We start from the raw sequence: 21,838 nt of genomic DNA, 5'->3' as shown, positions 1-21,838 counted from the left end.
GTTACCTCTCGGACTCCGGCACCGGATCGATGCCGCCGGGATGGAAGGGATGGCACTTGAGAAGCCGCCGCGCCGCGAGCGCCGACCCCTTGAGCGCGCCGTGGCGCTCGAGGGCCGTCACCGCGTAGGCGGAGCAGCTCGGATAGAAGCGGCAGGCGGGCGGAAGCAGCGGCGACACGAGCCGCTGGTAGAGGCGCACGAGGAGCACGAGGGCGCCCCGGATCACGCGCTCCCCCTCGGGGCGAGCCGCGTCCGCGCGGCCGCGAGCGCGAGGCGGATCCCGTCCCTACCCGCGGCGAGCGCGCCCGCGCGAGCGATCACGACGAAATCCACCGCGGGCAGATCACCCTGCATCGCGCGGAACTCCTCCCGCACCCAGCGCTTCACCCGGTTGCGCTCGACCGCGTTCGCGATCTTGGACGACACCGTGATCCCGATGCGCGGCCGGGCTCCGCCGGAGTCGAGCGACAGGACGAGCACGTCTCCGGCGTAGAGCCGCGTACCGCGCTGCTGGACGAGGAGGAATTCGCGGCGGCGGCGCAGGCGCGCCGCCTTGGGTAGCTTCACCTGCAGTGCTACTTCTTCGGCGTGCTCGGCGTGAGGCGCTTGCGACCCTTCGCGCGGCGGCTCTTGATCACGTTCTGCCCGCCCGGAGAGCTCATGCGCTTCCTGAAACCGTGCGTGCGATTACGGCGCTGCTTCTTCGGCTGATATGTCCGCTTCATGGCGCGGCAACCTCCCCGATCAGTCGCGAGATGTCAAGGTTTCCAGAGACTTGGCCCGTTCCGCCGGACCCTCGCGCGATCCGTCACCGCCCCGTCACGCGAAAAGCTCGTCGTTTCGCGACCACGCACGACGCCCTTGATCCTCTCGGTGAACCTTGGCTAACTTCCGCCCCCACGCAACACGAGGCCGCCTGCACTCTCGCCCTACGAGCGCCGAGTGAGCCGTCGTCCGGAAGCCCGGGCGTCGGAGGGGGGATCCTCGTTCCGTTGCGCGCACCTCGGGGGACAGCAGCATGGACTCGCGCGCGAGCGCCAAGATGATCTCGCCGGCAGACGAGCTCTGGTCGCGCCTCGACGCGTTCCTGCGCTCCCGGCTGCGCCCTGACCTGTACGACCGCTGGTTCGCGCCGCTCCACCTCGTCTCGCTCGAGGGGAGCCGGCTGCAGATCGCCGCGCCCGACCGCTTCCACCGGGACTTCGTCGAGGACAACTACCGCTCCTTCTTCGAGGAGTTCGTGCCCGGCCTCGCCGGCCAGGCGGTCCAGATCACGTTCGTCGTGGACGCCGCGCCGCGCCTCGCGCCGACGCCCCTGCCGCTGCTGGACGGCCCGGCGCTCACGCCGGTGCCCCGCGCGGCGGAGGCGGCCGACCCGCGCGACTCGCGGCCGAACCCGCGCTACACCTTCGACACCTTCGTGGTGGGCGAGTCGAACCGCTTCGCGTTCGCCGCGGCCCAGGCCGTGGCCGCGAACCCCGGCCACACCTGGAACCCGCTCTTCCTGCACGGCGACTCCGGGCTCGGCAAGACCCACCTCCTGCACGCCCTCGCCCACGCCATCCTCGACAAGCACCAGGGCGGGCGCGTCGCCATCGTCTCCTCGGAGCGCTACACGAACGACTTCGTCGCCGCGCTCTCGAAGGGCACGATGGACGAGTTCCGCCACAAGTACCGCGAGTGCGCCGCGCTGCTCGTCGACGACGTGCAGTTCCTCGCCGGGAAGGACAAGACGGCGGAGGAGTTCTTCCACACCTTCAACGAGCTCCACGATCACCACGTGCAGATCGTCCTCTCGAGCGATCGCAGCCCGAAGGAGCTGAAGGGGCTCGACGCCCGGCTCTGCTCGCGCTTCGAGTGGGGCATGCGCGTCCAGATCGAGGTGCCCGAGTTCGAGACGCGCGCCGCCATCCTCCAGAAGAAGGCAGAGGTCGAGTCGATCGACCTGCCCGGCGAGGTGACCCAGCTCCTCGCCAGCCACATCCGCTCGAACGTGCGCGAGCTCGAGGGCGCGCTCATGCGCCTCGCCGCCTTCGCCTCCTTGAAGAGCGAGCCCATCACCGTGCCGCTCGCGCGCGACGTGCTCGGCGACGTGATCCCGCCCGAGGGCTACAAGCCGCCCATCGAGCGCATCCAGGAGGCGGTGGCGGCGCACTACGGCCTCACCGTCGCGAAGCTCACGAGCGCCTCGCGCGAGCAGAAGATCGCGCAGCCGCGCCAGGTGGCGATGTACCTCTGCCGCGAGCTCGGCAAGGAGAAGTTCCAGTCCATCGCCGAGCGCTTCAACAAGAAGGACCACACCACCGTCATCGCCGCGGTGGAGCGGATCCGCTCGCTCATGGAGAGCGAGGAGACGGTCCGCACCGCCGTGCAGGTCCTCACCGCGAAGCTCGCGCCCTGAGCCGCGCGACGCCCTCGACCCCGCTCCCGTTCGCGCGCGGGCCGCTACAGGCGGCCTCGCGCGTCCTTGCGTCCGCTCGCCGGGCGCCCGCGACGGCTCGGCTCGCCTCCCGGGCTCGGCGCGAGGCTGTGGATCATCTGTGGATCCGGCACCGATCCTCGTGGGGACGGGGTGTGGACCGCTGTTGACACCGTTTCTCGGCCCGCGCTACACAAACTCGACCCAAAGGGATCCGGAGAGTTTTCCAGGCCGAAAGCTCCAGGAGTTTCGCGGGTTCCGAGCCCTTATCCACATCCACTCGGCCCCTGCTGTTACTTCTAGGATCACAAGAAGAGGATCTTCCCATGGAACTGAAGATCGGAGTCGCTGAGCTCTCGAAGGCGCTCGGGCGCTCCCAGGGCATCGTGGAAAAGAAGAGCACGATGCCGATCCTCTCCCACGTCCTCCTCGAGGCGAAGAAGGGTCAGCTCGTCGTCTCGGCGACCGACCTCGACCTCGCCGTCTCGTCCGAGCACGGCGAGAGCTGCGAGGTGCTGAAGGAAGGCGCCCTGGCCGTCTCGGCCCGCCACCTGTACGAGATCGTTCGCGCCCTGCCCGAGCAGCAGGTCACCCTCAAGCGCGCGAACAACAACTACCTCGAGGTGCGGAGCGGCCCCTCCGAGTTCCGCATCGTCGGCCTCCCCGCCGAGGACTTCCCGGCACTCCCCCGCTTCGAGAAGGTCACCTTCACGGACGTGAAGCCGGACGAGCTGCTCGAGATGATCGAGCGGACCTTCTTCGCCGTCTCGAACGACGAGACCCGCTACAACCTGAACGGCGTCTACTTCGAGCCGAGCCCCGAGGTGCTCCGCCTGGTCGCGACGGACGGGCACCGCCTGTCGCTCTCCGAGCGCCCCTCGAGCAGCACGTTCGGCCTGAAGCGCGGCGTGATCCTGCCGAAGAAGGGCCTCCAGGAGCTGCGCAAGCTCCTCGCCGAGGCCGTCGAGGGGGGCACGGAGGGCGGCGAGACGAAGCTCGGCTTCGTCGAGAACAGCGCCATCTTCCGCCGCCCGGGCGTGATCCTCTCGATGCGGCTCATCGAGGGGCTCTTCCCGGACTACCGGCAGGTCATCCCGAAGCAGGGCGAGAAGGTGGTCCGGGTCGGGCGGGACCGCCTCCTCGAGACGCTGCGGCGCATCTCGCTCCTCTCCACCGACAAGGCCCACGCGGTGAAGCTCGAGCTCGGGAAGGGCACGCTCCGGGTGCTCTCGCAGAACCCGGACCTCGGGGAGGCCAAGGAGGAGGTGCCGGTCGAGTACGAGGGCGAGCCGCTCAAGATCGGCTTCAACGCGCGCTACCTCATGGACGTGCTCGCGGTGGTGAAGAGCGCCGACGTGCAGCTCGAGCTCGCGGACGACCTCTCCCCGGGCGTGCTCCACGGCGGCGACGAGAAGGATCAGGGCTTCACCGCGGTGGTGATGCCGATGCGGATCTGACGTCCCGGGTGAAGCTCCTCTCCCTCGCCGTAAAGGACTTTCGCAACCTCGCCGAGGTCGTGCTCGCGCCCTCGCCGCGCGCGACGGTGCTCCTCGGCGAGAACGGCCAGGGGAAGACGAACCTCCTCGAGGCCATCTACTTCCTCACCACCCTGAAGCCCCTGCGGGCGGCGCGCCTCGTGGAGCTCGTCCGCCACGGCGCCGAGCGGGGCGAGGTCGCGGGCGACTTCGACGGCCCGGGCGGCGTCCGGCGGGTGGCGGTGCAGGTCGCCGCCGGGGGACGGGTGGCGCTCCTCGACGGAAAGCCGCAGGAGCGGCTCGACGACTACTTCGAGGGGCTCGCCGCCGTCTGCTTCGCGCCGGACGACCTCTTGCTCGTGAAGGGCGGACCGGAGGGTCGCCGCCGCTTCCTCGACCGCGCCGCCTTCAACCGCTGGCCGGCGGTGCTCGGCGAGGCGCGCGACTACGTGCGGGCCCTGCGCGCCCGGAACGCCGCCCTGCGCGGCGGGGTCGCCGAGGTCGAGGCGAGCTTCCGCGCCCCGCTCGCGCGGGCCGGGGCGCGCCTCGTGCGCCGCCGGCAGGCCCTCGTCGACGAGCTGGCGCCGCGGGTGGGCGCCGCCTTCCGGGAGATCTCCGGCCCCGGCGCGCCGGACGCGCGCTTCGCGTACCGGCCCTCGGCCGGCCTCTCCGGCGAGGGCAGCGAGGCGGAGCTCGCCGCAGCGCTCGACGCGGCCCTCGGGGCGCGGCTCGAGCGCGATCGCGAGCGCGGCTTCACCTCCGCCGGCCCGCACATGGACGAGCTCGTCCTCGCGCTCGACGGCCGCGGCGCCCGCGCCTACGCGAGCCAGGGACAGCAGCGCGCCCTCGTGCTCGCCCTCAAGATCGCCGAGATCGAAAATCTTCGGGCGGCGCTCGGCCGGCCGCCTTTGCTCCTGCTCGACGACGTGTCGTCCGAGCTCGATCCCGCCAAGAACCGCTACCTGCTCGCCTACCTGGCTGCCCTGCCGGCGCAGGCGTTCCTCACCACCACCGACCGGCGGCTGCTCGAGCCCGCGGCCGGCCCGGATACGACCTTCTATAGGGTAGAGCGCGGGGTGGTCACGCCGCTCGTTTCCTGAGTGGATCCGAGAAGTTGGGTTGACGAAGGGAACGTTGCCAGCAGCCGCCTTGCCTGCTATACCCCACTGTCTCGCCTAAGCTGCGGGAACCCTTCGGGGAAACGACGGAGGAACCCCCTGGAAACCGCCGAGAAGAGCCTTCAGCCGACGAACGGCGTGGAGGAGTACGGAACCGACGCGATCAAGGTGCTCGAGGGCCTGGAGGCGGTCCGCAAGCGCCCGCACATGTACATCGGCGACGTGGGGGAGCGCGGGCTCCACCACCTCGTGTACGAGGTCGTCGACAACTCGGTCGACGAGGCGATGGCGGGGCGGGCGAACGAGATCAACGTCACGATCCACGCCGACCGCTCGATCACCATCGTCGACAACGGCTCCGGCATCCCCATCGGCCCTCATCCCACGGTGAAGGGGATGGACACGCTCGACGTGGTGCTCACGAAGCTCCACGCCGGCGGCAAGTTCGAGTCGAACGCGTACAAGGTGTCGGGCGGCCTCCACGGCGTCGGCGTCACCTGCGTGAACGCGCTCTCCGAGTGGCTCAAGGCCGAGGTCTACCGCGACGGCAAGGTCTGGCAGCAGCGCTACGAGCGCGGCACGCCTGCGGGCAAGGTCACGGCCGTCGGCGAGACGCAGCGGCGCGGCACGAAGATCACCTTCAAGCCGGACTCGACCATCTTCGAGGTGTTCGACTTCTCCTTCGAGACGCTCTCCGGCCGCCTGCGCGAGCTCGCCTTCCTGAACGCCGGCCTCAAGATCACCATCGACGACGAGCGGAGCGGCAAGAAGCACGAGTTCCTGTTCAAGGACGGCATCCGCGAGTTCGTGGCCTACCTGAACAAGAGCCGCGACGTGCTCTTCCAGCCCCCCATCTCGCTCCGCCAGGAGGTGGAGACCGAGCGCGGCGCCGCCGTCGTCGAGATCGCCCTGCAGTGGAACGACGGCTACGACGAGAAGGTCTTCGCCTTCGCGAACAACATCCACAACCACGAGGGCGGCACCCACCTCATCGGCTTCAAGACCGCCCTCACCCGCACCATCAACGCGTACGGGCAGAAGAACAACCTGTTCAAGGACCTGAAGGACGAGCTGCCCTCCGGCGACGACATGCGCGAGGGGCTCGCGGCGGTGATCTCCATCCGGCTGCCCGGCGCGAGCTTCGAGGGCCAGACGAAGACGAAGCTCTCGAACACCGAGGCGAAGAGCATGGTCGAGACCATGCTCAACGAGCGGCTCGGCGCGTTCCTGGAGGAGAACCCGAACGTCGCGAAGCGCGTCTGCGGCAAGGTGGCGGAGGCGACCCGGGCGCGCATCGCCGCGCGCAAGGCGCGCGAGACGGTGCGCCGCAAGGGCGCGCTCGACGGCGCCTCGCTGCCGGGGAAGCTCGCCGACTGCCAGTCCAAGGACCCGCGCGAGTCCGAGCTCTTCCTCGTGGAGGGCGACTCCGCAGGCGGCTCGGCGAAGCAGGGGCGCGACCGGCGCATCCAGGCCATCCTCCCCCTGCGGGGCAAGATCCTGAACGTCGAGAAGGCGCGCTTCGACAAGATGCTCTCGTCCGCCGAGATCGCGACGATGATCACCGCGCTCGGGACCGGCATCGGGCCCGAGGAGTACGACGCCGGCAAGATCCGCTACCACAAGATCGTGATCATGACGGACGCGGACGTCGACGGCTCGCACATCCGGACGCTGCTCCTCACCTTCTTCTTCCGGCAGATGCCGGAGCTCGTCGAGAGGGGCTACCTCTACATCGCCCAGCCGCCGCTCTACCGCGTGCAGAAGGGCAAGAAGGAGAGCTACCTCAAGGACGAGCCGGCGCTCGACGAGTTCCTGCTCCACCTCGGCACGGACAAGGCGAAGCTGGTCTCCGGCGAGACCGTGGTGGGGGGGCACGACCTGAAGCGCCTCGCGCAGGAGGCGCTCGCCTACCGCTCGCTCCTCGCCCGCGTCGATCGGCGCCGCGACAGCCGCATCGTCGACGCGGCGGTCCAGCTCGGAGACCTCGACCTCGAGCTCCTGAAGCACCACGAGAAGGTGAAGGAGCAGGTCCAGAAGATCTACGACCGGGCGCAGAAGCTCCACCCCGAGCTCGAGGTGCGCCTCGCCAAGATCGAGCGCGACGAGGAGCACGGCTGCGACGCGCTGGTGTTCCAGACCACCATGTCGGGCGCCACCCGCACGACGCGCATCGACTTCGACTACCTCTCCGGCCCGGAGTGGGGCGAGCTCGCCGGCCTCTACGCGGCGGTGGCGGAGATCGGCCCCGGCCCGCACCGGCTCCAGACCGGCGAGGGCGAGGAGGAGGTCGACGACGTCTTCGCCGCGGTGGAGGCGCTCAAGAAGAGCGCCACGGCGGGCCAGACCATCCAGCGTTACAAGGGGCTCGGCGAGATGAACCCCGAGCAGCTCTGGGAGACGACGATGGACCCCACCCGCCGCACGCTCCTGCAGGTCCGCGTCGACGACACCGTCGAGGCGGACGAGGTCTTCAGCGTGCTCATGGGCGACGCGGTCGAGCCGCGCCGCGAGTTCATCGAGAAGCACGCCCTCGACGTGCAGAACCTCGACATCTGACAGCAGCCGCCCGCGCGCGAAGGGCTCCTCCCCTTTCGCGCGGGGCGCTCACCGCAAGGACCCAAGCGATGCCTCGCGCCGCCTTCGCCGCCCTCGGCACCTTCGTCCCCGACCGCGTCGTCACGAACGAGGAGCTCACCCGCCACATGGAGACCACCGACGCGTGGATCCAGGAGCGGACGGGGATCCGGGAGCGGCGCTGGGTGCGCGAGGGGACCGAGAACTCCGACCTCGCCTTCGAGGCCACGAAGCGCGCGCTCGACAAGGCCGGCTGGAAGGCGGGCGACATCGAGGCGATCATCTACGCCTCCCTCTCGCCCGACCACATGTTCCCGGGCGACGGCTGCTTCCTCAACGCGAAGCTGGGCATCCCCGGCGTGCCCGCGCTCGACATCCGCAACCAGTGCTCGGGCTTCCTGTACGGGCTCTCCGTCGCCGACGCCTGGATCCGCGCCGGCGTGTACCGCCGCATCCTGCTCGTCGGCTCGGAGATCCACTCCACCGGCCTCGACGTGTCGACCCGCGGCCGGGACGTGGCGGTGATCTTCGGCGACGGCGCCGGCGCGGCCCTCCTCGAGGCGACCGACGACCCGGGCCGCGGCGTGCTCTCGGTGCACCTCCACGCCGACGGCCGCTTCGCGAAGGACCTCTGGACCGACGCGCCGGGCTCCAAGTACCACCCGCGCGTGCAGGTCGCGCAGATGGAGTCGGGCGCGATCTACCCGCACATGGAGGGGCAGAAGGTCTTCAAGCACGCCATCTCCAAGATGCCGGAGGTGGTGCGGCGCGCCCTCGACCAGCACGGCCTGACCCCGAAGGACCTGAAGGTGCTCGTGCCGCACCAGGCGAACCTGCGCATCGCGCAGATGGTGCAGCGCAGCCTCGAGCTCGAGGACGCCCAGGTCTTCAACAACATCCAGAAGTACGGGAACACCACCGCCGGCTCCATCCCCATCGCGCTCGCCGAGGCCGTCGAGGAGCGCGGGGTCTCGCGCGGGGACCTCGTCGGGCTCTGTGCGTTCGGGGCGGGTTTCACCTGGGGGAGTGCCCTGGTACGCTGGTAGGTCGCTGCCGCGCGGGAGGATTCCCGCCCGCGCCGTCGAGAGGAAACCCGCGCCGGGGAAGCGCAGCGAGGAAAAGCAGGCCGCCCGTGCGTCGCAACGATGAGGCGTCGTCCAACGGCAGGACTGCGGACTTTGGATCCGCGTATGAAGGTTCGAATCCTTCCGCCTCAGCCAACTCCGGCCCGAGGCCCGGCAGCGCGCGCGCGGAGCTGAAGGCGCTGGCGCGCCCGAGCCACGTGCTCCTCGTGCCGCTCGGCGAGGTGAGCCCGAAGGTCGTCGCCGAGGCGGCCCAGGCGCTGCGCGAGGTGCTCGGGGTCGCCGCGAAGAACGGCCCCTCGCTCGACCGACCGCGCTACGCGTTCAACGAGGCGCGCGGCCAGTACCACGCCACCTCGATCCTCCGCCGCCTCGCCTCGCTGCGCACGGGCGGGAGCGGGCCGGTCCCGGTGGTGGGGATCACCGACGTCGATCTGTTCCTCCCCGACGCGCCCTACGTGATCGGCGACGCCGATCGCGACGCGGGGGCGGCGATCTTCTCGCTCGCGCGGCTCTCGCACGGGGCGCCCGCGGAGGTCCGGCGGCGCGCGCAGGTCGAGACCGTCCACGCGACCGGCCACCTCCTCGGCCTCTCGCACTGCGCGGACTACCGCTGCGCCATGTTCGTCTCCCGCGACGCCGCCGACTCGGACCGCAAGGGCCCCGGCCTGTGCGCGAGCTGCCGCGCCGCGCTCGGCTCGGAGGGGTGACGCCGCGGTGCGGCGGCTCTGCCAGACGGAGCGGTCGAGCTGCGGCGCGTGCTGCGGGCTCTACAACGGCCGCGACCTCTCCCGCGAGGGCCTGCGCGCGGAGCTCTCCCGGCGCAGCCGCGCGCTCGCCCGCGTGCCGCGGACGCCCGCGGCGTTCCGCGCCGCCGCGGCGGCCATCGCCGCCGACTCGCCCGCGCCGCTGTTCCCCTCGGTGCGGATCTGCCCGCTGCTCGGCTTCCTCGACGCGGCGGAGACGCGCGTCGGCTGCCTCGCCCACCCGCTCGCGACCGGCGGCGCCGACCTGCGCGACTGCGGCGCCTACGACGTCACCACCTGCGACGCGTTCCTCTGCCCGAGCCACGCCTGGCTCGCGGAGGAGGAGGCGGCGCTCCTCGACCGCGCCCTCGCGGACGACTTCCACCTCTACGGGCTCGTCGTGACGGACGTGCCGTTCCTGCGCGCGGCGCTCGCGGGCGTGTCTGCGCGCACCGGGGCGAGGGTGGAGCTCCGCCACCTCGAGCACGCGCCCTTCCGCTCCGCGCTGCGGCGGCTCTTCGCCCTCAAGGAGGAGCTCGCCCCCGGCTCGGAGGGGCTCTTCGGGGCGTTCCGGCCGGGCAGGGACGGGGAGCCGGTGCCGCGCCGCATCGACTACGAGGCCCTGGGCGCCGCGCCGTCGCCCTACGACGAGATCCTCACCTGCGTGGGCGCGGACCCGCGCTCCGGGAACGACCTCGAGCTGTTCGAGCGCGAGGTGACGCGACGGCTCGACGCTGCGGCGGCGGCGTTCCCGCGCGCGGTCGGTCGCTAGCCGGCGGCCAGCTCCGCGCGACGCTCCCGCCGACGCGAGGCCCGGCTGCACGGCCGCCCACGAGTCCGCGCTCAGCGCAGGAAGCCCGCGCGCCGCGCCACGTCCCGGATGGCGTCGGCGATGGGCCCCGGCGCCTCCTCCTGCGGATAGTGGCCGGCGGAGAGGCGCGTCACGCGCGCCCGGGGCAGCGCCGAGGCGACGCCGCGGAGCGCGCGGCCGAGCACCGGATCGCGCTCGCCCCACACCACCGCGGCCGGGCCGTCGAAGGCGGTCGCGACGGCGAGCGCGCGCTCGAGGCCGGCGACGGATGGGTGATCGGGGCGCAGCGGGACCATCCGCGCGAGGGCGAGGGGCGCCGTGCGATCGCGGAGCCGCCGCAGCGGCCAGCGGTAGGCGCGCGCGACGTCTCCGCGGATCGAGCGGCGATCGGCCTGCGCGAGGTGGAGCGCGTTCTGCGGGAAGCCGAGGAGTCGGAAGAGGAGCGCGGGGAGGACGGGCAGGTTCGCGAGGCGGTGGAAGGCGGTCTTGCGGGAGCCCGGGCGCGGGGGTCCGACGCCGGTGTTCGTGACGACGAGCCCCGCGAGCCGCCCCGGGCGATCGGCGAGGGCGGCGAGGCCGATGGGGCCACCCCAGTCGTGCACGGCGAGGACGAAGCGGCCGGGGACGACCGCGTCGAGGAAGGCGCCCATCACGCGGGCGTGGTTCTCGAGCGTGTGGAAGCGCGGGTCGCGCGGCTTCTCGGAGAGGCCGAGGCCGGGGAGATCCGGCATGACGAGGCGGAGCGGCGCGTCGCGGAGCCCGTGGGCGACCTCGCGCCAGAGGAAGCTCCAGGTCGGGTTCCCATGGAGGAGCACGACCGGCGGCGCGCCGGCGGGACCCGCCTCCATGACGTGCAGGGCGAGGCCGCCGGCGACGACCACCGAGCGCTCGAACGGGAGCGCCCGGGCGAGGAACGGCGGGAGCGGCGGGGCGGGGAGCCGCTCCACGAATCCCCTACCCTTCGCGCGGCGCGCGCGCGGCGGGGAGCCCGAGCGCGACGATCTCGGCGACGTCCAGGACCTTCAGCTTCTCCTCGCGGCCGGTCTCGTTCACGCCGTCCTTCATCATGGTGAGGCAGAACGGGCAGCCGGTGGCGATGACGCCGCCGGTCTCGCCGAGCGTCCGGGCCGCCTCCTCCACCCGGTCCTGGTTCACCCGCGTGCCGAGCTTCTCCTCGAGCCAGAAGCGGCCGCCGCCGGCGCCGCAGCAGAAGCCCTGCCGGCGGTTGCGCTCCATCTCGACGAGCTTCACGCCCGCGACGGCGCCGAGCGCCTCGCGCGGCGCCTCGGTGACGCCGTTCCAGCGCGCGAGGTAGCACGGGTCGTGGAAGGTGACGGGCCCGAGCCCCTCGGCCGCGCCGGGCGTGAGCCTCCCGTCGGCCACGAGCTTCGCGATGAGCTCGGCGTGGTGCACGACCTCGTAGCGCCCGCCGAACTGCGGCAGCTCGTTCTTGATCGTGTTGAGGCAGTGCGGGCACTGGACGAGGATCTTCTTCACGCCGTAGCCGTTCAGCGTGTCCACGTTCGCCTGCGCCTGCAGCTGGAACAGGTACTCGTTGCCGAGGCGGCGGGCCGCCTCGCCGTTGCAGGTCTCCTCCTCGCCGAGGATGGCGAACGAGACCTTCGCCTCGCGGAGGATCCGCACGATGGCGCGCGAGACCTTCTTCTGGCGGTCGTCGAACGCGCCGGCGCAGCCCACGAAGAACAGGTACTCGAACGGCTCGCCGGCCGCGGCGCGCGGCACGTCGAGGTCCTCGCACCACTCGGTGCGCTTGTTCGAGCCGATGCCCCAGGGGTTCCCCTGCGTCTCGATGCCCTTGAACACCCGGGCCGCCTCGTCCGGGAAGGCCGACTCGACGAGCACCTGCTGGCGGCGCATGTCCACGAGGCGCGGGATGTTCTCGATGAGGACCGGGCAGGCCGTCTCGCACCAGCCGCAGGTGGTGCAGGCCCAGAACGTCTCCGGCGGGATGACCGAGGTGATGGGCGGGAGCCCGGCGAGCGCGGCGTCGCGCGCGGCAGGGTCCTTTGCCCGGGCCGCGGCGGTGAGCGCGGGGGCCACCTCCGCGAGGTGGTGCCGGATCGACCGGTTCACCTCCTTGTGCGAGAGGGGCTTGCCGGTGACGTAGGTCGGGCAGTGCGTCTGGCAGCGCCCGCACTCGGTGCAGCTGTAGACGTCCCAGGCCTCCTTCCACGACAGGTCCTTCACGGTCGCGGTCCCGAAGCTCGCGTCCTCCGCCTCGAGGTCGAGCTTGCGGAGCGCGACGGCGGGGGGGAGCCGCGCGAAGAAGACGTTCGGGAGGCCGGTGATGATGTGGAAGTGCTTCCCGAACGGGAGGACGTTCAGGAACACGAGGATGAGGGCGAGGTGCAGCCAGAAGGCGAGGACGCCGAGCGCGTGCGCCTGGCCCGCCGGGAGCGGCGCGAGGAGCGCGCGGCCGAGCGCGCCGGCCGGTCCCCACGCGGAGCCGGGCGCGCCGCGCGAGAGGAGCTCCGACCCCTCGAACACGAGGTCCGTCACCATGAGGCCGGCGATGAAGAGCAGGATCACGACGCCCTCGGTCGAGAGCGTCACCCGGTCCGGCTTCGTGACGAGCCGCCGCCAGAGGAACCCGGCCACGCCCACCAGCGCCGCGAGAAGGACGAGGTCCTTCACGAGGCCGTACACGCGGCCGAACGGGGCCTCCGGCGCGAGGAGCGGCAGGTGGAACCCCTCGGAGAAGCCCATCCCGAACATCGTGATCGTGCGCAGCGCGAGCACGAGGAACGCCGCGAAGATGACGACGTGGAGGAGGCCCGGGCCGCGCTCCTCCGGATCGACGAGCCGCTTCTGGCCGAGGCCGAAGCGGAGGAGCGTCGCGAGCCGCTCGCCGGTCCGCGAGAGCCGGTCGTCGCGCCGGAGCGCGAGGAGCGGCGCGATCCTCTGGAGCATCGTGAACGCGAAGAACGCGAGCGCGAAGACGAGCATCGCGGCCGTGAGGAAGGGGCTCATGACGCGGCACGCTATCACCCCGCTCGGGCCCGGCAAGTCGCCGCAGCGGTCACGGCGGGGGGGCGAAAATGCCATGTCGGGAAGCGAAGGGGCCGCCCGCGGACGGGCGGCCTCCAGGCGTCTCGACCTTCACCCGGTGCTATGCCGGCTTTCAGCGCCGGCCGTTGCCCCGGCCGTCCTTCTCGTCGTCGTCGCCCTTCTTGTCTCCGCCCTGCCCGCGGCCGTTGCCGTTGCCATTGCCGCGGGGGCCGGCGCGGTCCGGACGGCCGCTCGGGGCGGGGGCGGGCGCGGCCTGGCCGGGCGGAGTGCCGCCGTGGCCCGGGGCGGCGCCGCTGTTGCCGGGCGAGGACGGCGCCTGCGCGGGAGAGGCGGCGCGGCCGGGCGTCGAGCCGTGGTCGCGATCGTCGTCGCCGCGGCCCGGCCGGCCCGCCGGCGGGGTCGGAGCCGGAGCCGGCGCCTGCGGGTAGGCCGGCGCGGCGTGGCCGGGCGGCGTCCCGCCGTGGCCGGGCGGGAGGTTGCCGTGGCCGGGGGCGTCGTCGGAGCGGCCGGGGCGGTCCTGCGTCGGATAGGGCGCGGGAGCCGGCGGCTGCGGGTAGGGAGCCGGCGCCGGGGAGGCATGCCCGGGCGGCGTCCCGCCGTGGCCGGGCGGGAGGTTGCCGTGACCGGGGGCGTCCTCGGAGTGGCCGGGGCGGTCCGGCTGCGGGTACGGCGGATAGCTCGGCGCCGGGGCGGGAGCCGGCGCGGGCAGCGGCGCGGGGCGCGGGGCCGGGTACGAAGGCGCGGGATAGGGGGCGGGACGCGGCGCCGGGTAGCCGGGCTGCGGCGCGGGAGCGGGGCGCCGGTCGTCGTAGCCGGGGTAGGCCGGCCGGCGATCGTCGTAGGCCGGACGCGGCGCCGGACGCCGGGCGGGCGCGACCACCGGCCAGTAGCTCGGCGGCGGCGGGCGGTTCGGGCGCCACGCGCCGCGGAACACGAAGCCGCGACCGCGGTTCCACGCGAAGTCCGGTCCGCTCGGCGGGTAGTACTCGTGGTTGTGCGGCCCGCGCACGTAGCACCAGCCGCGACCGGGCACCGGGTGCCCGCCGTAGTACGAGAACACGTACGGGCCGCGGTAGGAGTAGGCGCCGTCGTAGACGTCGTACTCGTCGAGGCGATCGGGGGCGTAGTCGTGCCGGTGCGGTCCCTCCTCGTAGCACCAGCCGCCGCCGAACGCGTCGGGCACGAAGTGCTGGCCCTCGTACCAGACCACCGCGACGCGGGGCGGCGCGGGCGCGGGCATGGGCGCAGGAGGCGGCGGAGGTGAGTAGACCGGCCGGCTCGCCGCGGTGTCGACGACGCACCCGGTGGCGAGGGCGGCGAAGGTGGCGGCGAGGAGGAGGCGCTTCATCGGGGAACTCCTTCGCGAGGGCTCGCTCGATCGACGCGTGGCGGGCGTCGGCATTCACCGGGGCGCCTCGCGCACCCCGCGGCGAGCGTAGTCGCAACGCGCGTGCCGGGCGAGCCCGCGACCGGAAAAGCGTGCGGGAGCGCGGCGCGCCGCGGCTGCGGGGGATGTGGGCGTGCCCGCCGCGCACGGGCGCGGGCACACTCGGCGGAACGCTCAGTGAATGACGCGCGCCAGCGGGAGGCCGTGGCGCACCCGCGCGTACCGCTCCAGGATCTCGCGGTACTCGTCGGCGGAGCGCGGGCCGGCGACGAGCCACTCCTCGCCCACGACGAGGGCGGGCGCGACCTCGACGCCGCGGTCCACCGCCTCCTCGTAGCGAGCGCGCACGCGCCGCTCGGTCGAGGGGGTCGCGAGCGCGCAGGCGAAGCGCGAGACGTCGAGGCCGGCGCACCCGGCGAGCTCGTAGAGGACGTCCCGGCGCGACACGTTCACCCCGCGGAAGAGGGCCGCCTGGCGGAGCGCGGTGCGGAGCGCCTCCTCGCTCCCGGCGCCCTGGAGCCGCGCGGCGGCGAGCGCGGCGAGGGGCGGGATGGACGAGAGCGGCGGATCCTGCGAGAGCCACAGGTCGGGCGTGATGCCCTGCGCCTCGGGCTCCTTCGCGGCGCGCCGCGCGGCGCGGGCGAGCCGTTCACGCTCGGTCCGCGACATCGCGCGCGGCTCGAGGCGCAGCGGGAACGGCTCGTGGCGGAGCGGCTCGTAGGTGCGCTCGAGGTCGGCGAGCGCGGCGGCGATGCGCTTCTCGGCGACGAGGCACCAGGGAGAGAGCGGATCCTCGTACAGGACGAGCGGGATGGGCTCGACGGGCGGGGTTCGAGGTGGCACGGTTGCGCGGATTCTAGATGCCGCGATCCGTTTGTTGAAGGGGCGTCCGCGGGCTGGCCTGCTCGCCTGGCCGCTCCCCACCTCCACTCACACGAGGTGGCCGCCCACGTAGCCGGAGTGGCGGGCGTGGCCGTACTCGACGGCGTGCGACACGTAGGCCGTGGCGATGTCCACGCCGGTGGCGGCCTCCAGCCCCTCGAAGCCGGGCGAGGAGTTGACCTCCATGATCTTCGGGCCGGTGCGCGCCTCCAGCATGTCGACGCCGGCGACCTCGAGCCCCATCACGCGCGCGGCCTTCACCGCCACCTCGGCGAACTCGCGCTCGAGCGCGACCGCTTCGGCCACGCCGCCGCGGTGGATGTTGGAGCGGAACTCGCCCGCGCGCGCGGTGCGCCGCATGGCGGCCACCACGTGATCGCCCACGACGAGCGCCCGCACGTCCTTGCCGCGCGACTCGGCCACGAGCTCCTGCAGGAGGATCTCCTGGCCGAGCGTCCAGAGCGTGTCGAGCATGCCCTCCACCTCGGCGGAGGTGTGGGCGATCATGACGCCCACGCCCTGCGTCCCCTGGATGAGCTTGATGATGCAGGGCAGGCCGCCCACCATCTCCACCGCCTGGGGGACCTCGTCGCGGTAGCGGCACATCACCGTGCGCGGGATGTCGATGCCGAAGCGCGAGAGGAGCTGCAGCGCGCGGAGCTTGTCGCGCGAGCGGGCGATGGGGATGGCGTTGTTGAGGACCGGCACGCCCATCATGTCGAACTGGTTCACCACCGAGAGGCCGTAGCCGGTGATGGAGGCACCGATGCGCGGGATGACCACGTGGAGGTCGGTCGCGAGGACCTCCTCGCCGCCGTAGAAGATCCGCGGACGGTCGCGGCCGAGCACCATGTTGCAGCGGAGGGTGTCGAGCACGCGCGGCGCGTGGCCGAGCGCGGTCGCGGCCTCCACGAGCCTCCGCGTCGAGTAGAGCTTCGCGTTGCGCGAGAGGATCGCGACGCCGAGCCCCTCGCCTGGAGCGGTCGCGCGACGGCGGCGCGCGCGGGGTCGCGCTCCGTTCCTGCGGGGGGGCGGCATGAGGCGGGGAAGGTTAGCGGCGCGTCGTCCGGCCCGCAATGGAGCGCCCGCGCGCAGCGGTTCGTTGAGAAACTCCCGCCGCGCTGCTAGAACCCCTGGTTTCCCAGAGGAAAATGCCGTGGACTACAAGGACACCGTCAACCTCCCGAAGACCGCGTTCCCGATGAAGGCGAACCTGCCGCAGCGGGAGCCCGAGATCCTGCGCGGCTGGGAGGAGCAGACGATCTTCCAGCGCCTCGTCGCCTCGAACGCGGAGCGGCCGGGCGCGAAGCGCTTCGTGCTCCACGACGGGCCGCCCTACGCGAACGGCGACATCCACATCGGCCACGCGCTCAACAAGATCCTGAAGGACGTGGTGGTGAAGTACCGCAACCTCAAGGGCGAGGTGGCGGACTACGTGCCGGGCTGGGACTGCCACGGGCTCCCCATCGAGCTCAAGGTGGACAAGGAGCTCGGGCCGAAGAAGCGCGACATGGACCGCGCCCAGATCATCGAGGCGTGCCGCGCCTACGCCCAGAAGTGGATCGAGCGGCAGCGCGAGTCGTTCAAGCGGCTCGGCGTCTTCGGCCGCTGGGACGATCCGTACACCACCATGTCGAAGGGGTACGAGGCGGAGATCGTCCGGACGCTGGCGCGCGCCGCGGAGAAGGGGTTCCTCTTCCGCGGCAAGAAGCCGGTCTACTGGTGCGTCACCGATCGCACCGCGCTCGCCGAGGCGGAGGTCGAGTACGAGGACCACACCTCGCCCTCGATCTACGTGGCCTTCGACCTCGTCTCCCCGCTCCCCGACGCGAAGCTCGCCGGGAAGAAGGCGCGCCTCGTCATCTGGACCACCACCCCCTGGACGCTCCCCGCCAACCTGGCGGTCGCGGCGCACCCCGAGTTCACCTACGTCGCCTACGAGCTGCGCGGGCACGTGCTCGTCGTCGCGAAGGACCTCCTCACCCGCTTCCTCGCCGACTGCGCGCCGGAAGAGCTCGCGGTGAAGGACGTGCCCGTCGCGCACTCCCCCGACGCGCACGCCGCGGCGACCGGCGGGGGCGGGCTCGTGCCGAGCGCGCACCTCGTCCACCCCGAGCGGATCCTCGCCTACCTCGACGGCAAGGCGCTCGAGGGGCTCACCTACCGCCACCCGTTCATGGACCGCGAGTCGCCGGTGATCCTCGGCGAGCACGTGACCCTCGAGGCCGGCACCGGGCTCGTGCACACCGCGCCCGGCCACGGCGCCGAGGACTACCAGGTCGGCCTCGCCTACGGGCTCGAGGTCCTGAACCCGGTGGACGGCGCCGGCCGCTTCACCGCGGAGGCGGGGAAGTACGCGGGCAAGAAGATCTTCGAGGCGAACGCGGAGATCGTGGCGGACCTGCAGGCCTCGGGGCACCTCCTCTCCGACCCCAAGGCCACCCTCCGCCACAGCTACCCGCACTGCTGGCGCTGCCACAACCCGGTGGTCTTCCGCGCCACCGACCAGTGGTTCCTCTCCCTCGAGCACGACGGGCTGCGCAAGAAGGCGCTCGACGCCATCGACCGGGTGCAGTGGATCCCGCGCTGGGGGCGCGAGCGCATCTACGGGATGATCGAGAACCGCCCGGACTGGTGCCTGTCCCGGCAGCGCACCTGGGGCGTGCCGATCCCGGTCTTCTACTGCGAGGGCTGCGCCGAGCCGCTCGTCTCGCCGCCGGTGATGGAGCGGGTCGCGCAGGCGTTCGAGGCGGAGGGCATCGAGGCCTGGTACCGCCACGCCCCGGCCGACTTCACGCAGGGCGAGGCCTGCCCGAAGTGCGGCAAGGCCGAGTTCCGCCGAGAGCAGGACATCCTCGACGTGTGGTGGGACTCGGGCGTCTCCTGGGCGGCGGTGGCCGCGAAGCGCGGCTTCGGCGTGCCGGTGGACCTCTACCTCGAGGGCTCCGACCAGCACCGCGGCTGGTTCCACTCCTCGCTCCTCACCTCGGTCGCCATCCGCGGCCAGGCCCCCTACCGCGGGGTGCTCACCCACGGCTTCGTGCTCGACGGCCAGGGCAAGGCCATGTCGAAGAGCCTCGGGAACACCGTCGCGCCCGAGGAGATCATCAAGAGGTACGGCGCGGACATCCTGCGCCTGTGGGTGTCGGCCGCCGACTACCGCGACGACGTGCGCATCTCCGCCGAGATCGTGGCCGGCCTCGCCGAGGGCTACACCAAGATCCGCAACACGGTGCGCTACATGCTCGGCGCGCTCGACGGCTTCGACCCGGCCCGCGACGCGGTGCCGCTCGAGGAGCTCGAGCCGCTCGACCGCTGGGCGCTCGCGAAGCTCGCCGCCTGGGACGAGAAGGTGAAGGCGGCGTACGAGGAGTACGAGTTCCACCTCGCCTACCACGCGACGATGCAGCTCTGCGCGGTGGACCTGTCCGCCCTCTACTTCGACATCATCAAGGACCGGCTCTACACCTGGAAGAAGGACGGCAAGCCCCGGCGCTCGGCGCAGACCGCGCTCTGGCTCGTCTGCCAGGACGTGCTGCGGCTCCTCGCGCCGGTGCTGTCGTTCACCGCGAGCGAGGCGTGGGGGCACCTGCCGGGCAAGCCCGCCGAGAGCGTGTTCCTCGCCGGGCTCCCCACCCGCGCGCGCCCCGCGGACGCGGAGGCGCTGGAGGCCCGCTACGGGAAGCTCTTCGAGGTCCGCGCCTCCGTGCAGAAGAAGCTCGAGGAGGCGCGGCGGGCGGGGCTCATCGGGAAGAGCCTGGAGGCCGCCGTGACGATCCGCGCCGAGGGCGAGACGCGCGCCCTCCTCGAGGAGGCGAAGGCCGAGCTGCCGACGCTGCTCATCGTCTCGCGGGTGACCCTCGCCGACGGCCCCGCGGCCGTCGAGGTCGAGCGCGCGCCGGGCGAGAAGTGCGAGCGGTGCTGGATCTACGCCGACGATCGCGGCATCGACCCGGCCCACCCCACCCTCTGCGGCAAGTGCGCGGGCGCCCTGCGATGAGCGCGAGCCGGCCGTTCTCCAAGTGGGCGCTCCTCGCCCTCCTCTTCGTCTCGCTCGTCGCGGTGGACCAGTGGACGAAGTACCTGGCCGTCGAGCGGCTCACCACCCTGTTCGACCGGACCGGCGCGCAGTCGCTCGGGGAGCGGGTGGCGGGGTTCCTCGAGCACGAGCACCTCGAGGAGATCTCGACCGAGCCGTACTACGTGTGGCGGCCGGTCTGGCGCATGAACTACGTGGAGAACCCGGGCGCCGCCTGGGGGCTCTTCCGCGGGCACTCGGAGCGCTTCCGCAACGGCTTCTTCACGCTCGTCTCGCTCGGCGCAGTGGCCTTCATCCTCTACTACTTCCGCAGGCTGCGTCCCGAGCAGCGCTACCTCCAGGTCGCGCTCGCGCTCGTGCTCTCCGGCGCGGTGGGGAACTTCCTCGACCGGCTCGCCCGCGGCTACGTGATCGACTTCGTCGAGTGGTACTGGTGGAACCGGCCGGACATCCGCTGGCCGACCTTCAACGTCGCCGACTCGCTCATCGTGGTGGGCGTGGCGATGCTGGTCCTCCACCCCGGCTCCGGCAAGGCGGCCCAGGCGAGCGGCGCCGCCGCCGAGGGCGACCGGCGCGCGTCCACGGGCGCCTAGCGCCGGTGCGTCCGCGCGCGGGCCACCGGCGCGGGCCCGCGCCGAAGGGATCCGAATGCACCCCATCCTCCTCCACCTCGTCGTCCCCGCGGGCCTCGGCAAGCTCGTGGCGCTGGCGGTGCTGGTCATCTCCGTCGTCGGACGCGCGGCGTCGCGGCTCCGCGCGGCGCGGCGCGCGGACGAGCCGCTCTCGGTCGGCCAGGCCTTCCGCGCGGACGGGCTCTCGAGCCTCGCGCTCGCCGCCGCGGTGCTCGCCCTCTGGCGCGCGGGGCTCCTCGACCGGGGGCTCCGGCTGCCCGTCCACGCCTACGGCCTCCTCATCGCCGCGGCGTTCGTCATCGGCATCTGGCTCGCGCAGCGCGAGGCGCGCCGGGTCGGCCAGGACGCCGAGCGGCTCGCCGACCTCGCCTTCTGGGTGCTCGTCGCCGCGCTCGCCGGGAGCCGCGTCTACTTCATCCTCGTGAACGCCGGCACGTACTTCGGCTCAGGCAGCGCCTTCGTCGCGACGCCCCTCGGGCGGATCCCGCGCGTCCTCGCGATCTGGGAGGGCGGCCTCGTCTTCTACGGCGGCTTCATCGGCGCGGCGCTCGCGGCCGCGCTCTACATGCGCCGGCACCGGATGCCGTTCCTCGCCCACGCCGACACGCTCATCACCTCGGTCGCCTTCGGCCACTTCCTCGGCCGGCTCGGCTGCTTCTGCGCGGGGTGCTGCTGGGGCGGGCTCGCGGATCCGTCGCTGCCCTGGGCGGTGCGCTTCCCGCCGGAGTCGCTCGCCTACAAGACGTTCCTCGAGCGCCCGGAGCCGGCGCACTACCTCGCCGCCGGCTGGGCGACGACGCTCCCGCTCCACCCCACCCAGCTCTACGAGGCGTTCGGCGAGCTCGCCCTGTTCCTCCTCCTCGCCCTCGTCATCCGGCCCCGCAAGCGCTTTCACGGCCAGGTGCTCGCGAGCTGGCTCCTCGCCTACGCGGTGCTGCGCACGGTCGTCGAGCTCTTCCGCGGCGACGTGGAGCGCGGCGTCTACCTGGGACTCGGCGCCGGCCAGTGGACGTCGTTCCTGATCCTCGCGGTGGGCGTCGCGGTGTGGGTGGGTGCGCGCAAGGAGCGCCCCGCGATCGCCGCGGCGGGCGCGCAGTAGCGGGAACGTTGATCGCCTCCGCGCGCGGCCGATAGACTCCGCGCGTGCCCGTCCCGCCGAAGCCGCCCGCACGTCCCGGAGCCCCGCTCGCGAAGGGCGCGCTGGGCGCCGAGGATCCGCTCTCGAGGTCGCGCCGCGGCAAGGACGAGCTCGCCGAGGCGGTGCAGGGCCTCGAGGAGGAGCTCGAGACCCTCAAGGCCCGCTACGAGCAGTACTTCCTCGGCATCGAGCGGCGCGAGCCGGTGCGCTGGCGCGAGGAGCTGAAGCGCAACGTGGCGCGGGTGAAGGGCGCGTTCACGCGGAACGCCGGGCTGCGCTTCCGCATCCAGGCGCTCCACGCGCGCTACCTCTCGTACGAGCGCCTCTGGATGCGCAGCGCGCGCGAGCGCGAGGAGGGGACCTACAAGCGCGATCTCTTCAAGGCGCGGCTGCACGCTCGCGCCAAGGCCGAGCGCGCGCAGGAGGCGGGCGGGAAGGCGGCCGCCGAGGGCGCGGGCCCGGCGCCCGTCGAGCCCGCCGCGGCCGCGAGCCCGCCCGCGGTGCC

The 21,838-nt window shown here is 72.6% G+C and carries 19 protein-coding genes and 1 tRNA gene; 12 read left to right on the top strand and 8 right to left on the bottom strand.

What is annotated here, in order from left to right; all coding sequences use genetic code 11:
* Window position 1: 1 nt before the first annotated feature.
* From yidD to rpmH, 3 genes are read right to left on the bottom strand one after another with little or no spacing between them, the layout of a single operon-like run.
* Entirely contained in the window at window positions 2–226 is a 225-nt protein-coding gene (yidD, locus tag MNY60_RS11830; protein ID WP_242334134.1) for a membrane protein insertion efficiency factor YidD, read from the bottom strand.
* Window positions 223–567 carry a ribonuclease P protein component gene (rnpA, locus tag MNY60_RS11825; RefSeq protein ID WP_242334131.1) on the bottom strand — a complete coding sequence of 115 codons (345 nt, stop codon included), beginning with the start codon at window positions 565–567 and terminating at the stop codon, window positions 223–225. Before rnpA ends, yidD begins: the two co-directional genes overlap by 4 nt.
* A gap of 8 nt (window positions 568–575) precedes the next feature.
* Complete coding sequence (gene rpmH / locus MNY60_RS11820; protein WP_242334129.1) at window positions 576–725, bottom strand: 50S ribosomal protein L34; 150 nt, start codon at window positions 723–725, stop codon at window positions 576–578.
* A gap of 293 nt (window positions 726–1,018) precedes the next feature.
* Between rpmH and dnaA the strand changes: the two genes are divergently transcribed.
* The 8 genes from dnaA to MNY60_RS11780 all read left to right on the top strand — a co-directional run bounded on the left by dnaA (window position 1,019) and on the right by MNY60_RS11780 (window position 10,186).
* Window positions 1,019–2,401 carry a chromosomal replication initiator protein DnaA gene (gene dnaA / locus MNY60_RS11815; protein WP_242360659.1) on the top strand — a complete coding sequence of 461 codons (1,383 nt, stop codon included), beginning with the start codon at window positions 1,019–1,021 and terminating at the stop codon, window positions 2,399–2,401.
* 344 nt (window positions 2,402–2,745) lie between these two features.
* A complete protein-coding gene (gene dnaN / locus MNY60_RS11810; protein ID WP_242355154.1) occupies window positions 2,746–3,876 on the top strand; it encodes a DNA polymerase III subunit beta in 1,131 nt (376 codons plus the stop codon).
* Window positions 3,877–3,884: 8 nt separating this feature from the next.
* Window positions 3,885–4,994, top strand: coding sequence for a DNA replication/repair protein RecF (gene recF / locus MNY60_RS11805; RefSeq protein WP_242355152.1), 1,110 nt, complete (start codon window positions 3,885–3,887; stop codon window positions 4,992–4,994).
* A 156-nt stretch (window positions 4,995–5,150) separates the two neighbouring features.
* Window positions 5,151–7,568: a DNA topoisomerase (ATP-hydrolyzing) subunit B gene (gene gyrB, locus MNY60_RS11800; RefSeq protein WP_308197129.1), complete on the top strand. Its 2,418-nt coding sequence runs from the start codon at window positions 5,151–5,153 to the stop codon at window positions 7,566–7,568.
* 68 nt (window positions 7,569–7,636) lie between these two features.
* On the top strand, window positions 7,637–8,632 hold the full coding sequence (locus tag MNY60_RS11795) for a 3-oxoacyl-ACP synthase III family protein (RefSeq protein ID WP_242360658.1): 996 nt from the start codon (window positions 7,637–7,639) through the stop codon (window positions 8,630–8,632).
* A 100-nt stretch (window positions 8,633–8,732) separates the two neighbouring features.
* Window positions 8,733–8,806, top strand: a tRNA-Gln gene (locus MNY60_RS11790).
* Between the two features lie 62 nt (window positions 8,807–8,868).
* Window positions 8,869–9,378: an archaemetzincin gene (locus tag MNY60_RS11785; RefSeq protein WP_242334118.1), complete on the top strand. Its 510-nt coding sequence runs from the start codon at window positions 8,869–8,871 to the stop codon at window positions 9,376–9,378.
* 7 nt (window positions 9,379–9,385) lie between these two features.
* Complete coding sequence (locus MNY60_RS11780) at window positions 9,386–10,186, top strand: hypothetical protein (protein WP_242334114.1); 801 nt, start codon at window positions 9,386–9,388, stop codon at window positions 10,184–10,186.
* A gap of 71 nt (window positions 10,187–10,257) precedes the next feature.
* Here MNY60_RS11780 and MNY60_RS11775 read toward each other — a convergent pair whose 3' ends face one another.
* The 5 genes from MNY60_RS11775 to MNY60_RS11755 form a co-directional block, all read right to left on the bottom strand.
* Window positions 10,258–11,172 carry an alpha/beta fold hydrolase gene (locus MNY60_RS11775; protein WP_242360657.1) on the bottom strand — a complete coding sequence of 305 codons (915 nt, stop codon included), beginning with the start codon at window positions 11,170–11,172 and terminating at the stop codon, window positions 10,258–10,260.
* Between the two features lie 7 nt (window positions 11,173–11,179).
* Entirely contained in the window at window positions 11,180–13,216 is a 2,037-nt protein-coding gene (locus tag MNY60_RS11770) for a heterodisulfide reductase-related iron-sulfur binding cluster (RefSeq protein WP_242334109.1), read from the bottom strand.
* Window positions 13,217–13,367: 151 nt separating this feature from the next.
* The gene (locus MNY60_RS11765; RefSeq protein WP_242360656.1) at window positions 13,368–14,603 is read right to left on the bottom strand and encodes a hypothetical protein; all 1,236 of its coding nucleotides are present in this window, start codon (window positions 14,601–14,603) and stop codon (window positions 13,368–13,370) included.
* 213 nt (window positions 14,604–14,816) lie between these two features.
* The gene (locus tag MNY60_RS11760; RefSeq protein ID WP_242334103.1) at window positions 14,817–15,485 is read right to left on the bottom strand and encodes a DsbA family protein; all 669 of its coding nucleotides are present in this window, start codon (window positions 15,483–15,485) and stop codon (window positions 14,817–14,819) included.
* Between the two features lie 87 nt (window positions 15,486–15,572).
* A complete protein-coding gene (locus MNY60_RS11755) occupies window positions 15,573–16,562 on the bottom strand; it encodes a RimK family alpha-L-glutamate ligase (RefSeq protein WP_242360655.1) in 990 nt (329 codons plus the stop codon).
* Between the two features lie 118 nt (window positions 16,563–16,680).
* Between MNY60_RS11755 and MNY60_RS11750 the strand changes: the two genes are divergently transcribed.
* From MNY60_RS11750 to MNY60_RS11735, 4 genes are all read left to right on the top strand, one after another.
* A complete protein-coding gene (locus tag MNY60_RS11750; RefSeq protein WP_242360654.1) occupies window positions 16,681–19,524 on the top strand; it encodes an isoleucine--tRNA ligase in 2,844 nt (947 codons plus the stop codon).
* On the top strand, window positions 19,521–20,156 hold the full coding sequence (lspA, locus tag MNY60_RS11745; protein WP_242360653.1) for a signal peptidase II: 636 nt from the start codon (window positions 19,521–19,523) through the stop codon (window positions 20,154–20,156). Before MNY60_RS11750 ends, lspA begins: the two co-directional genes overlap by 4 nt.
* Window positions 20,157–20,211: 55 nt before the next feature.
* Window positions 20,212–21,294: a prolipoprotein diacylglyceryl transferase gene (lgt, locus tag MNY60_RS11740; RefSeq protein WP_242360652.1), complete on the top strand. Its 1,083-nt coding sequence runs from the start codon at window positions 20,212–20,214 to the stop codon at window positions 21,292–21,294.
* A 44-nt stretch (window positions 21,295–21,338) separates the two neighbouring features.
* Window positions 21,339–21,838, top strand: a 500-nt coding sequence (locus MNY60_RS11735; RefSeq protein WP_242360651.1) for a hypothetical protein, incomplete at its 3' end; no start/stop codon positions are given.

It is taken from the genome of Anaeromyxobacter sp. SG17, from assembly GCF_022690695.1.
Taxonomy (GTDB): Bacteria; Myxococcota; Myxococcia; order Myxococcales; family Anaeromyxobacteraceae; genus Anaeromyxobacter; species Anaeromyxobacter soli.
Note: the sequence above shows the minus strand (reverse complement) of the source record. Positions and strands in the feature narration are given on the sequence as shown.

Coding starts and splice junctions, on each gene's coding strand:
- rpmH (WP_242334129.1), bottom strand. CDS start 725: ATGAAGCGGACATATCAGCCGAAGAAGCAGCGCCGTAATCGCACGCAC.
- dnaA (WP_242360659.1), top strand. CDS start 1,019: ATGGACTCGCGCGCGAGCGCCAAGATGATCTCGCCGGCAGACGAGCTC.
- dnaN (WP_242355154.1), top strand. CDS start 2,746: ATGGAACTGAAGATCGGAGTCGCTGAGCTCTCGAAGGCGCTCGGGCGC.
- MNY60_RS11795 (WP_242360658.1), top strand. CDS start 7,637: ATGCCTCGCGCCGCCTTCGCCGCCCTCGGCACCTTCGTCCCCGACCGC.
- MNY60_RS11770 (WP_242334109.1), bottom strand. CDS start 13,216: ATGAGCCCCTTCCTCACGGCCGCGATGCTCGTCTTCGCGCTCGCGTTC.
- MNY60_RS11765 (WP_242360656.1), bottom strand. CDS start 14,603: ATGAAGCGCCTCCTCCTCGCCGCCACCTTCGCCGCCCTCGCCACCGGG.
- MNY60_RS11755 (WP_242360655.1), bottom strand. CDS start 16,562: ATGCCGCCCCCCCGCAGGAACGGAGCGCGACCCCGCGCGCGCCGCCGT.
- lspA (WP_242360653.1), top strand. CDS start 19,521: ATGAGCGCGAGCCGGCCGTTCTCCAAGTGGGCGCTCCTCGCCCTCCTC.
- lgt (WP_242360652.1), top strand. CDS start 20,212: ATGCACCCCATCCTCCTCCACCTCGTCGTCCCCGCGGGCCTCGGCAAG.